The organism is Stenotrophomonas sp. YJH_SMC_58, from assembly GCF_059369635.1.
Genome location: NZ_JCAFSW010000008.1, coordinates 78,347 through 90,382, shown reverse-complemented (window position 1 = coordinate 90,382; position 12,036 = coordinate 78,347). Strand labels below are relative to the sequence as shown.

General features: G+C 67.6%; 11 protein-coding genes and 1 tRNA gene. 6 read left to right on the top strand and 6 right to left on the bottom strand.

The features are described 5' to 3' along the window. Nucleotides 1–83 precede the first annotated feature (83 nt). Together AC5P68_RS12120 and AC5P68_RS12115 are read left to right on the top strand one after the other, a co-directional pair. Nucleotides 84–539: an Rrf2 family transcriptional regulator gene (locus AC5P68_RS12120; protein ID WP_033833804.1), complete on the top strand. Its 456-nt coding sequence runs from the start codon at nt 84–86 to the stop codon at nt 537–539. Further along, nucleotides 529–1,434: an NAD(P)/FAD-dependent oxidoreductase gene (locus AC5P68_RS12115; protein WP_033833803.1), complete on the top strand. Its 906-nt coding sequence runs from the start codon at nt 529–531 to the stop codon at nt 1,432–1,434. The genes AC5P68_RS12120 and AC5P68_RS12115 overlap by 11 nt, the downstream gene beginning before the upstream one ends. A 95-nt stretch (nt 1,435–1,529) precedes the next feature. Here AC5P68_RS12115 and AC5P68_RS12110 read toward each other — a convergent pair whose 3' ends face one another. The 4 genes from AC5P68_RS12110 to AC5P68_RS12095 all read right to left on the bottom strand — a co-directional run bounded on the left by AC5P68_RS12110 (nt 1,530) and on the right by AC5P68_RS12095 (nt 6,034). Further along, nucleotides 1,530–2,750, bottom strand: a complete 1,221-nt coding sequence (locus AC5P68_RS12110; RefSeq protein ID WP_033833802.1) for an RtcB family protein — start codon at nt 2,748–2,750, stop codon at nt 1,530–1,532. 56 nt (nt 2,751–2,806) lie between these two features. Continuing rightward, nucleotides 2,807–3,931 carry a slipin family protein gene (locus tag AC5P68_RS12105; protein WP_495217071.1) on the bottom strand — a complete coding sequence of 375 codons (1,125 nt, stop codon included), beginning with the start codon at nt 3,929–3,931 and terminating at the stop codon, nt 2,807–2,809. 357 nt (nt 3,932–4,288) lie between these two features. Next, a tRNA-Thr gene (locus tag AC5P68_RS12100) sits at nt 4,289–4,362 on the bottom strand. 715 nt (nt 4,363–5,077) lie between these two features. After that, a complete protein-coding gene (locus tag AC5P68_RS12095) occupies nt 5,078–6,034 on the bottom strand; it encodes an aldo/keto reductase (RefSeq protein WP_495217069.1) in 957 nt (318 codons plus the stop codon). 169 nt (nt 6,035–6,203) lie between these two features. Here AC5P68_RS12095 and AC5P68_RS12090 point away from each other — a divergent pair, with 169 nt between their 5' ends. The 3 genes from AC5P68_RS12090 (at nt 6,204) to AC5P68_RS12080 (ending at nt 8,027) form a co-directional block, all read left to right on the top strand. After that, the gene (locus AC5P68_RS12090; protein ID WP_033833799.1) at nt 6,204–7,061 is read left to right on the top strand and encodes a class I SAM-dependent methyltransferase; all 858 of its coding nucleotides are present in this window, start codon (nt 6,204–6,206) and stop codon (nt 7,059–7,061) included. Nucleotides 7,062–7,156: 95 nt separating this feature from the next. Then, a complete protein-coding gene (locus AC5P68_RS12085; protein WP_288417975.1) occupies nt 7,157–7,423 on the top strand; it encodes a hypothetical protein in 267 nt (88 codons plus the stop codon). Between the two features lie 64 nt (nt 7,424–7,487). After that, nucleotides 7,488–8,027: a pseudouridine synthase gene (locus AC5P68_RS12080; protein ID WP_033833798.1), complete on the top strand. Its 540-nt coding sequence runs from the start codon at nt 7,488–7,490 to the stop codon at nt 8,025–8,027. 90 nt (nt 8,028–8,117) lie between these two features. On the opposite strand, the gene AC5P68_RS12075 is transcribed toward AC5P68_RS12080, so the two are convergent. Both AC5P68_RS12075 and hrpB read right to left on the bottom strand, forming a co-directional pair. Beyond that, a complete protein-coding gene (locus tag AC5P68_RS12075; protein WP_019661686.1) occupies nt 8,118–8,507 on the bottom strand; it encodes a hypothetical protein in 390 nt (129 codons plus the stop codon). Nucleotides 8,508–8,627: 120 nt separating this feature from the next. Next, on the bottom strand, nt 8,628–11,132 hold the full coding sequence (hrpB, locus tag AC5P68_RS12070) for an ATP-dependent helicase HrpB (RefSeq protein WP_049403660.1): 2,505 nt from the start codon (nt 11,130–11,132) through the stop codon (nt 8,628–8,630). Between the two features lie 67 nt (nt 11,133–11,199). Here hrpB and AC5P68_RS12065 point away from each other — a divergent pair, with 67 nt between their 5' ends. Further along, a complete protein-coding gene (locus AC5P68_RS12065) occupies nt 11,200–11,997 on the top strand; it encodes a TatD family hydrolase (protein WP_032967280.1) in 798 nt (265 codons plus the stop codon). The last annotated feature ends 39 nt before the right edge of the window (nt 11,998–12,036 follow it).

Here is a 12,036-nt window from a genome sequence, read left to right as displayed (position 1 = left end):
GGGATGTTTCATAGGACAAATGTGTCCATATGGAACGAAAGAAGACTCTCGACAGAGAATTTAAATGTAACTATTGTTGTTACATGAAATCCGCGAATCCACTGTCCGACGCCCTGCATGTGATGGCGCATCTGGTCGGCCATGCCGCCCCGCGCACGTCCGAGCAGCTGGCGTCCTGCCTGCCGACGCATCCGGTGGTGATCCGTCGCCTGCTGGCGCAGCTGCACAAGGCCGGCCTGGTGCGCAGCACCCGCGGCCACGGCGGCGGCAGCCTGCTGGCACGCGATGCCGCGGCGATCACCCTGCATGACATCTACCTGGCGGTGGGCGCACCACCGCTGGTCCAGGTCGGCGCACGCGACTCCGGCGGTGGCTGCCCGATCCAGCAGCTGGTCAACAGCGCCCTGCTCGAGGGTGCACGCGAGGCGCAGCGCCTGCTCGAACAACGCTTGCAGGCGACCACCCTGGACCAGCTCGGCGCCGACTTCGCCCGCCATCTTGCCCATCACCGTTCCCTGGAAGGTCACCATGAATCCTGATGTGCTCATCGTCGGCGGCAGCTATGCCGGCATTGCCGCCGGCCTGATCCTGGCCCGTGCCCGTCGCCCGGTCACCGTCATCGACGCCGGTTCGCCGCGCAACCGTTTCGCCAGTCATTCGCACGGGGTGCTCGGGCTGGATGGCATCAGTGGCGCCGAGCTGCTGAAGACCGCGCGCCAGCAGCTGCTGGACTACCCCACGGTGCGTTGGGTGCATGCCGAAGCCGTGCAGGCCACCGCCCGCGCCGAAGGCGTGGAAGTGCGTACCGCCGATGGCCAGGCGCTGGCCGCGCGCAAGCTGCTGCTCGCCAGCGGTATTGCCGACCAGTTGCCGGCGTTGCCGGGCCTCGCCGAGCGCTGGGGCAGCACCGTGCTGCACTGCCCGTACTGTCATGGCTATGAAGTGGGTGGTGGTGCCATTGGCCTGCTTGGTGGTCATCCGATGTCCGCCAGCAAGGCGCCGCTGTTCGCGGACTGGGGCAATGTCACGTTCTTCAGCATGGGACTGGACATCACGGATGAGGAGCGCGCCGCCATGCAGCAGCGCGGCGTGCAGATCGAGACGTCACCCGTGCTGGGCGTGCAGGGCGACCAGCCGACCTGGCTGGAAGTGGAGCTGGCCGACGGCCGCCGAATCGCCCAGCGTGCGTTGTTCGTGCCGGCCACCCAGGCGATGGCCACGCCATTGGTGCAGCAGCTGGGCTGCACGTTGGTCGAGAGCCCGCTGGGCGTGCTGATCGAGGTCGATGCGATGAAGCACACCTCGGTGCCGAACGTGTATGCCGCAGGCGATGCGACCACGGTGGGCAACATCACCCTGGCCATGGCCGAAGGCGTGCGCGCGGGCATCGGCGTGCACCATGCGCTGGTGGCCGAGGACAGCGTGCCGCGCTGAATGTGCCGGGGTCAGATCCCTTTCGCAGAAAGGGATCTGACCCCCGACGCCACGTGTTGCTCTGGTAGAGGCCGGCCTTGGCCGGCACCGCTCCATTACCCCTTCACGCACAGCACCTGCCGCAGCGTGTGCACCACGTCGACCAGGTCCAGCTGCGCGGCCATCACATCGTCGATCGACTTGTACGCGGCCGGTGACTCGTCCAGCACGCCGCTGTCCTTGCGGCATTCCACGTGCGCGGTGGCCTCGCGGTGCTGGGCCAGCGTGATCTGCTGGCGCGCCGTGCCACGGCTCATCACCCGGCCGGCGCCGTGGCTGCAGCTGTGGAAGCTGTCCGCGTTGCCCTTGCCGCGCACGATGTAGCTGCGCGTGCCCATGCTGCCGGGAATGATGCCCAGCTCGCCCTCACGCGCGCTGACCGCACCCTTGCGCGTCACCAGCAGTTCCTGCCCGTGGTGCGTCTCCTTCTGCACGTAGTTGTGGTGGCAGTTCACCGCCATCGCCGCCAGCTGGAACTTCGGCAGCCGGTGGCGCATCTCGGCCAGCACGCGCGACATCATCGCCTCGCGGTTCTGCCGGGCGTAGTCCTGCGCCCACGACACCGCTTCAACGTAGTCATCGAACAGCGGCTCGCCTTCCATGAAGAACGCCAGGTCCTTGTCCGGCAGGTGGAAGCCCAGCACGCGCCGCGCCAGTTCCTCGCGCGCCTTCTCGATGAAGTAGGTGCCGATCAGGTTGCCGGTGCCGCGCGAGCCGCTGTGCAGCATCACCCACACCGTGTCCGTCTCGTCCAGGCACAGTTCGATGAAGTGGTTGCCGCCGCCCAGCGTACCCAGCTGGCGGTCGAGCTTGTCGGTGCGGATCCTGCGGTGCTTGTCCTTGATCTTCTCCAGGCCGGCGGCCAGCCCGGACTGCACCAGCCGGGTGTGGATGCTGTCGGGCATGCGGTGATGTTCGCCGCCACGGCCATTGCCGACCGGGATGCTGCGCTCGATGCTGTTGCGCAGCTGCCGCAGGTCATCGGGCAGGTCATCGGCGCGCAGCGTGGTACGCACCGCCGCCATGCCGCAGCCGATGTCGACGCCGACCGCGGCCGGGATGATCGCCCCGCGGGTCGGGATCACCGAGCCGACGGTCGCGCCCTTGCCCAGGTGCACGTCCGGCATCACGGCCACCCACGGCCCGACGAACGGGATCGCGGCGATGTTGCGCAGCTGCTCATGTGCCTGCGCTTCCAGCGGCACTCCGTTGACCCAGCCCTTGATCGGCGTGGTGCCCTCGGCATGCAGCCATTGATAGTTCTGTTGAGTGTCCATGTCTTCCTGAATGTCCTTTATGGGCCGGCGGCGCGTCCCTGCGCCACCGCGACCCCCTACCTGATCGTCACCAGCTGCTTCAGCACGCCATCCAGGCCGCCGAACACGGTGAGCGTGTCGATCTTCTCGGTGACCTTCTCCAGTGCCTCCAGCTCCTTCAAGCGCATCAGCACCGGGTTGTCCTCGATCAGCTTTGCGGTGTTGAGCTGCGAACGCGTGGCGTTGGCCTCCTCGCGGCGACGGATCACGCTGGCCTGGGCCTGCTTTTCGGCCAGCACCACGCCGTTGAGGATCTCCTTCATCTCGCCCGGCAGGATCACGTCCTTGATGCCGACGCCGAGCAAGCGCACGCCGTGGCCTTCGATCGCCGCCTGCACATGCGCAGCGATCTCGCCGTCCAGTGCCGCCTTGTCACCCAGCAGCTCGTCCAGGCTGCGCGTGGCAATTGCCTGGCGCAGGCCGAACTGCAGCTGCCGGTAGACGAACTCATCGGCATTGCTGAGCGTGCGGTGCGCACGCACCGGGTCGACCACCTGCACGGTCGCGGCCAGGTTCACCCGCAGGGTCACCTTGTCGCGGCTGAGCAGTTCCTGGCCGGACACGTCCAGTGAACGTGCACGCAGTTCCACACGCTCCACCGACACGTTGCCGTTGAAGTTCCAGAACGCGTGCAGGCCGGCGTCCAGCGTCTGCCGCAGCGTGCCATCGATGAACAGCAGGCCGAACGACTCGCTCGGCACCGTGCTGATCAACGCCACACGCGGCAGCACGCCCAATTGACCCAGCCGCTGCTGCACGTCGGCCGGAATGCGCGGCTCGTCACCCAACGCCATTACCTGCACCTGGGTATCGACCGAACCGCGCCAGTACAGACGGCGGCTGCCCGGCGGCAGCACTTCATCGATGCGGCCGTTGCGCAGCAACAGGCCGACCTCGCTGGCGCCGACGTTGGCCAGCACGAAGTGCGTGTCCAGCTGTGCGCCCAGCGCTTCGATCAGGCTGTCCTGGTCGCTGCCAGTGTAGGCCGCGCCCTTCGATGCAGTGTGGATGTCCACGTGCGGCCGGCCGCCGAACGGCGACAGGCGGTGCACGCCCGGCAGCAGGATCTGCTGGAAACGACGGTTGCGATACACCAGGCCGCGCTCGCCGTCGCCGATCACGACCTTGATGGTCCAGAACATGGGAGTCTCTCCTTGTATGGCTCTGGTGGTTCGACCCGTTGCGGATGAATCGCCATGACCCGGGTCGATCCGGTCGTGGCGAGGCTGCCTGCACATCACGTGCAGGCAGCGGAAGAGGGCGGCCATCGGCGGACGGTCCGCGCGCGGAGCCTTCGATGCGCCGGCAGTGCTGCCATCGTCGTTCCCGGCAGGCAGCACCGGTGCGGAACGTGGCTGGCAGTGGCGGCGGGCCGGGGCCCGGCGTGAGGTCCGTTGCCTTCCACGTTCCTGCCCGAAGGCGATGTCGGTGGACGGCGACGATGGCCGCTGGGGCTTGCGCCCCGGGTGTTGCTTCAAGTCATGACGTGACAGGTCATGTGGTTTGGAGTGGGAATCGAACCCACGACAGACGGATTACGGATCCGTTGCTCTGACCAAGCTGAGCTATCCAGTTGGGGGCCGCGCGGAATCGAACCGCGTACCGGCGAACCGGCGCCTGCCTCCAGCAGGCGATCCAGGCGATGGCATGTCCGCGACCTCCGGCATACGCCACGGCAACGCCGCGCGCACCAGCCCGTGGTTGAAACGGGACCGTTGGATAATCGAGGGTGCAGGCCACCGACATTATCGGCGAGCGATAATGTTCTGATGCGATGCAGATAATGTCCAGGCGCTGCCAGTCGCGCGAAGTAAATCCTTCGGCGGGGCGGGAAAAGCCTGGGTCAGTGAGCGGCGGGTCGCCGCGCGGGGTGCAGTTCTGGCATCGCGGGTCCTTGTGTCGACGCAAACGAAAACGCCCCCGGGACTTGCGTTCCGAGGGCGTCGTCAGGCCTCGGAGATCGGGGTGGCCGATCTCCGCAGGGCGGGTATCAGGCCGTTGTCAGCTGGTCTTCCTTGCCGAACGCGCGCGCCGGCCCGTCCATGCGCAGGCATGGCAGCAGTTTGGCGATGGCGACGGAATGCGCGTTCAAGGGAAGTTTCCAGTGGTTGTTGAAACGAGGTGCGCACGATAAACCACGATTTAGTCGTGCGCAACCATTTTGTTCAATTATTTTCTTCTTTACCGCGCGATGCCGGCCAGCGGCCGGCACTACCGGACTGTGCAATGCCGGCCAGCGGCCGGCACTACCGGACTGTGCAATGCCGGCCAGCGGCCGGCACTACAACTCAGTCTTCCGTGCTGGCGGCGTCGAGTTGCGCGACATCCTGCACGCTCAGCGTTACGTTGGCCGCTGCCAGCAGATCGTGCAGCTGTTCGACGCTGGTCGCGCTGACGATCGGTGCGGTGATCGACGGCCGTGCGATCTGCCATGCCAGTGCGATCTGCGCGGCACTGGCGTTGTGCTTGCTGGCCAAGTCATCCAGTGCCTGCAGGATGCGCAGGCCACGCGGATTCAGATAGCGCTTCACCACGTTCTCGCCACGTGCCGGGCTCTTGGCCGCATCGGCCGGCGTGCGGTACTTGCCGCTGAGGAAGCCACTGGCCAGCGCGTAGTAGCCGATCACGCCGATCTGTTCGCGCTGCACCAGCGGTTCCAGTTCCTTTTCGTAGCCGGCGCGGTCATACAGGTTGTACTCCGGCTGCAGGGTTTCGTAACGCGGCAGCTTGTAGTCGGTGGACACCTTCAGCGCATCGGCCAGGCGCGTGGCGCTGTAGTTGGACGCACCGATCGCACGCACCTTGCCAGCTTCGATCAACCGGCCGAACGCAGCCAGGGTCGCTTCCAGCGGCGTCGACTCGTCATCCTCGTGGGCCTGGTACAGATCGATCACGTCGGTCTGCAGGCGGCGCAGCGAATCCTCGACCGCGGCATTGATGTTGTCCGGGGTCAGGCCGGGGCGTTCGGCCCACTTGGCCACCTTGGTCGCCAGCACCACCTTGTCGCGCTTGCCGCTGCGCGCGAACCACTTGCCGATCAGCGTTTCCGATTCGCCGCCGGCGTTGCCCGGCACCCAGGCCGAATACACATCGGCGGTGTCGACCAGGTTGAAGCCGGCGTCGACGAAGGCATCGAGCAGGGCGAAGCTGGCCTTTTCATCGGCGCTCCAGCCGAACACGTTGCCACCGAAGGCGAGCGGACGTACATGCAGGCCGGAACGGCCCAGTTCGCGGGTTGCCGTCATGGGCACGGACTCCTTGGGGGAAGTGCTCCAGAATAGAACGCGTAGTGTGACCGTGCTGCGGCGGTGACCACAAAACAGTGTTCCGCGCCGCGCACGCCGCTAACGTTTTGTGAACACCTGGGACGCCGCGGCTGCTAGTCTCGCCGCATCTTCCGCTGGAGTCGCTCCGATGATGCCTGCTTCGTCCCTGCGTGGTTGCCGCCTGCTGCTTGCTTCGGCCCTGCTTGCCGCCGTTCCCGCGTTCGCCGCACCGGCCACGGTGGCGCCGGCGAAGATCCAGGTCTCACCGGCCATCGATGCGGCGGTGAAGGCGTCGACCCGTGATGCCAACAACGTCAAGCGCGATGGCTTCCGTCATCCGGCGCAGACGCTGTCGTTCTTCAAGGTGGCACCGGAAAAGACCGTCATCGAGATCACCCCCGGCAACGGCTGGTACTCGGAGATCCTGGCGCCGCTGTTGCACGACAAGGGCCACTACGTTGCTGCGGTGGTCGATCCGATGGCGGTGCCCGAAGGCCGCGGCCGTGACTACCAGCAGCGCAGCCGCGACAGCCTGGAGAAGAAGTACGCCGGTGCGCCGGCACAGTTCGGCAAGACTGCCGTGGTCGCCTACGATCCGGCCAAGCCGGTGTTCGGCCCGGCCAATTCAGCCGATGTGGTGCTGACCTTCCGCAACGTGCACAACTGGCGCAAGGCCGGCCAGGCGCAGGGCATGTTCCAGGGCTTCTTCAACGTGCTCAAGCCGGGCGGCGTGCTGGGCGTGGTCGAGCATCGTGCCAAGGCCGACGTAGCCGACGATGATGACACCGGCTATGTCGGCCAGCAGCAGGTGATCGCGATGGCCGAGGCGGCTGGTTTCAAGCTGGATGCACGCAGCGAGGTCAACGCCAACCCGCGCGACACCAAGGACCACCCGAACGGCGTGTGGACGCTGCCGCCGACCAACCAGCACGACAAGGCCGATGATGCGAAGTACCAGGCGATCGGCGAAAGCGACCGCATGACCCTGCGCTTCATCAAGCCGTAAAGGGGGGCGCCGGGCCGTGCCTGGTGAGCGCGCAGCGCGGTGTCGGGCGGAATGGGTAGCGGCCGGGCAATGCCCGGCGCTGCCACCAATGGAGTGTGCTGTTGAAGAAAGTGCTGTACTTCGCCTTCGCATTGATGGCGCTGCCGCGGTTGTACGACTTCGTGTTCCATGCGGGTCACGTGCATGATCTCGTGGCGGCGGCAGGTTTTGCGGTGCTGCTCGTGGGTTGCCTGTGGGACGAACATGCGCGCAGGGCCTGCCCACCGGTAGCGCGGCTACGGTATCGCGCCAACGCTGCCGCCACGTGCGGCGCCGTGGTGGTGCTCGTTGCGCTGTTGATGGAAAGGAAGGTCTTCGACTGAGTGGTGATCGCGGCGGCGATGCGGGAATGGGACAATGCCCCACCCGCCGACTGCCGTGCCCGCAATGCTGATCGCCTTCAACAAGCCCTTCAACGTGCTCTGCCAGTTCACCGACCGCAGCGTACCGCCGCGGCCGACGCTGGCCGGGTTCGGCCTGCCGCCGCGCGTGTATGCCGCCGGTCGCCTGGACCATGACAGCGAAGGCCTGCTGCTGCTGACGGATAACGGTGCGCTGGCGCACAAGCTGACCGACCCCAGGCACAAGGCCGACAAGACCTACTGGGTGCAGGTGGAAGGCACGCCCAGCGATGAGCAGCTGCAACGGCTGCGCGATAGGGTGGAGCTGAATGACGGACCGACCTTGCCGGCGAAGATCGAGCGCCTCGATCCGGCGCCGTCGCTGTGGACACGCGATCCGCCGGTGCGCTTCCGCAAGACCGTGCCCGACAGTTGGCTGGCGATCACGATCCGCGAGGGCCGCAACCGCCAGGTGCGGCGCATGACCGCGGCGGTGAACCTGCCGACGCTGCGGCTGGTCCGCGTGTCGATGGGACCCTACCGCCTGGACGACCTGCAGCCGGGGCAGTGGCGGCAGATCGGCTGAAACAGGAAGGGCCGGATACTCTACGGTATCCGGCCCTCATAGCGGGCTGATGGGCTCAGTTCCTGCGGAAGGAAGCCGACCCCGGCAGACTCAGGCGTCGCTGCCGATATCGCTGTGCTCGTCCACCACGGTGTCGTTGCGGCGGTCACGCGCATTGATGCGCTGCGCCTGGCCATTCACCACGTGGCCGTTGGCGGCCTTCTTCTTCTGCTGCTTGCGGTACAGCGCATAGCCGAGCAGGCCGACACCCACCGCAGCGGCGGCAATGGTCACCGCCGGGTTGCGCCGGGCGAACTTGGTGGCCACCTTGCCACCGGTCTTGACGGCGCCCAGCGCCGCGCCGGTCTTGATCCAGTCACTGGCCTGCGGCCCAAGGTGGCGCAGGCTGCCACCGGCACTCTTCAGGCCGTCGCCGGCGCTGTGGGCCAGGTCCAGGGCGCGCTCCAGAGCGCGGTCGGTGATTACGGTCAGCTTGCTCATGCGGGGGTCCTTTGCCTCGGGTCGAAGTCCAGTGTCGCGTGTTGCCCGTAAACGGTATGTCAGTCGAGGTGGCACGCGGTGTGACTTTACCGCAGCCATTCAGGATCAGGCAGGGTCCGGCTACGTCCCGCGCGGCTTGGCCCGATGCGTGGCCGTGGCCGTCCACGGGTCATCCGGCCACGGATGGCGCGGGTAACGGCCCTTCATCTCCTTTTTCACTTCGGCGTAGGTGCTTTCCCAGAAGTTGCGCAGATCCTGGGTGACCTGCAGCGGGCGGCCGCCGGGGGAGAGCAGGTGCAGGGTCAGCGGCACGCGGCCATCGGCGATGCGCGGCGTATCGGCCAGGCCGAACAGTTCCTGCAGCTTCACTGCCAGCACCGGCGGCAGCGGGTCGCCGCTCTCGCTGTCCAGCGCATAGGTGATCGGCCGCTCCAGTCCGGACGGCACGGTGATGCGGGTCGGCGCATGACGCTCGACCAGCTGCCGTTGTGGCCACTCCAGTGGTGATTTCAGCGCTTCGCCGAAGCTGGATTCGTCCAGCGCATCCAGTCGCGTCTTGCCGGCGAACGCGGGCTGCAGCCACTGCGCGCGATTGGCCAGCAGGGCGTCGTCGCTGCAGTCGGGCAGGCCGAGCTCGGGCATCCAGCGCCGCAGCGATTCCACCCGTGCCTGCCACTGGCGCAGGCCCTCGGTCCACGGCAGCGCCTGCAGGCCGAGCTCGGCCACCGCATCGGTCAGCGCCTGCGCGGCGTGCTGCGGATCGACCCGGCCGGCCGAGCGGCTGTCCAGCACGATCCGGTCGAAACGGGTCTCGCGCAGCGCCACCAAGGCGCGTCGCTCGCTGTCCCAGCGCACCACGTCTTCGGTGACGAAGCGCTCCGGCCATGCCTTGCGCAGCTGGCCTTCATCCACCGGTGCGGCACGCAGCAGCAGCGCATCGCGCGCCTCGAAGCGCAGTTCGCTGGCCACCAGCCACGGCTCACCGCGCAGGTCACTCAGTTCGTGCAGGCGCGCGCTGCGGCCATTGGCCAGCAGGTAGCGCAGCGGATCGCTGGGATGCTGGAAACCGATCCGGTCGGGAAAGGCGTGTGCAAGCAGATCGCCCAGTTCGTGCGCCTCGATGCTGGCCGGCGACGTGGCGTCGCAGCGCAGGCGGCGACGCCACTGCTTGGCGGCGGCATCAATGGCGGCCAGCCCGCTGCGGTTGGCATCGCCCGGTATGCGGCCATTGCGGAACGCAGCCAGTGCGCGCCAGCGGCTCGCCAGCGCGTCACCGCCCTGGCGCAGCGGGTCGCGCGCTTCCAGCAAGGCGGCCAGATCGGTGGCCAGCGCCTGCGCGCGGGCATCGGGCGCTGCCAGCAGCATCGCCGCCATCCGCGGGTGCGTACCCAGCGCCAGTACACGGTGCCCGAGTGCTGTGATCGCGCCCGAGTCCGACAGTGCACCCAGGCGTTGCAGCAGTTCGCGCGCCGCACCCATCGGGCCGGCCGGTGGCGGGTCGAGGAAGCGCAGGTCGCTGCTGCCCCACGCGGCCAGTTCCAGCGCCAGTCCGGCCAGTTCCACCTGGTCGATCTCGGCGCGGCGCTGCGGCTCCAATCGCTGCGACTGCGGCCACAGCCGCCAAGCCACGCCTTCGGCCACGCGACCGGCACGGCCCGCGCGCTGGTCGGCCGAGGCCTGTGCGATGGCCACCACGTCCAGCCGGGTGAAGCCGCTGTTGGGGTCGTAGCGCGGTTCGCGTGCCTGGCCGCTGTCGATCACCACGCGCACGCCGGGCAGGGTCACCGACGACTCGGCCACGTTGGTGGCCAGCACCACGCGGCGGCGGCCATCGCTGGCCGCCTGCAGCACGCGCGCCTGCTGTTCCACCGGCAGCTCACCATGCAGGGCCAGTACTTCGACGCCGGCATCCAGCGATTCCTGCAGGCCAGCCTGCACCCGCGCGATCTCGCGCTGGCCGGGCAGGAACACCAGCAGGTCACCGGGGTGATCGGCCAGGGCCTGCTGCACCGCGCGGCGCACCTGCAGCTCCAGCGTCTCATCGCGGCGCGCCGGGAAATGGCTGACCGTCACCGGGTAGCTGCGGCCCTCGCTGCTCAGCCGCGGCGCATCGAGGAAGCGTGCCAGGCGCTCGCCATCCAGCGTGGCCGACATCACTACCAGGCGCAGGTCATCGCGCAGCTGCGCCTGCACGTCCAGCGCCAGCGCCAGGCCGAGGTCACCGCTGAGATGGCGCTCGTGGAATTCGTCGAACAGGATCGCACCGACCTCTTCCAGCATCGGGTCGTCCTGCAGCATGCGGGTCAGGATGCCCTCGGTGACGACTTCAATGCGGGTGCGTGCCGAGACCTTGTTCTCGAAGCGGATGCGGTAGCCGACCGTGCCGCCGACCTCTTCGCCCAGCTGCCGTGCCATGAACAGCGCGGCGCTGCGTGCGGCGACCCGGCGCGGCTCCAGCAGGATGATTTTCCGGCCTTGCAGCCATGGTGCTTCGAGCAGGGCCAATGGTACCTGGGTGGTCTTGCCGGCGCCGGGCGGGGCTTCCAGCACCAGCCGTGGCTGCACGGCCAGGTGCTGCTGGATCTGCGGCAGCAGCGGGGAAATCGGGAAGAGCGGGGCATTCATGGGCAAAGGATAAGGGGCCATGGCGGCCGCAGGTACAATGCGCGGGCACTTTTCCCCCGCGATGACCATGCACCTGATCGATATCGGCGCTAACCTGACCCACGACTCCTTCGACCGCGACCGCGACGCCGTGCTGGACCGCGCGCGCCAGGCCGGCGTGGTGCAGATGGTCATCACCGGCGCCAGCCGCGAGCACTCGCCGCTGGCCCTGCAGCTGGCGCAGCAGCACCCGGGCTTCCTGTACGCCACCGCCGGCGTGCACCCGCACCACGCGGTGGAATACACCGAGGAATGCGATGCTGAAATGCGCGCGCTGCATGCCCACCCCGAAGTGGTGGCGGTGGGTGAGTGCGGGCTGGACTACTTCCGTGACTTCTCGCCGCGCCCGGCGCAGCACCGTGCCTTCGAGCGCCAGTTGCAGCTGGCCGCGGACAATGGCAAGCCGCTGTTCCTGCACCAGCGCGACGCGCATGCCGATTTCATGGCACAGATGAAGAACTTCGAAGGTCGCATCGGCCCGGCGGTGGTGCATTGCTTCACCGGCGAACGCGACGAGCTGTTCGACTACCTGGACCAGGACTGGTACATCGGCATCACCGGCTGGCTGTGCGACGAGCGCCGTGGCGCGCACCTGCGCGAACTGGTGAAGAACATCCCGGCCAACCGCCTGATGATCGAGACCGATGCGCCCTACCTGTTGCCACGCACGCTGAAGCCGATGCCGAAGGACCGCCGCAACGAACCGATGTTCCTCTCGCACATCGTGGAAGAACTGGCGCGTGACCGTGGCGAGGACGTTGCAGTGACGGCGGCCAATGCGACTGCGGCGACGCGTGCGTTCTTCCGCCTGCCCGACGCGGGTTGACGGTAGTGCCGGCCGCTGGCCGGCAGCACATCCTGATTG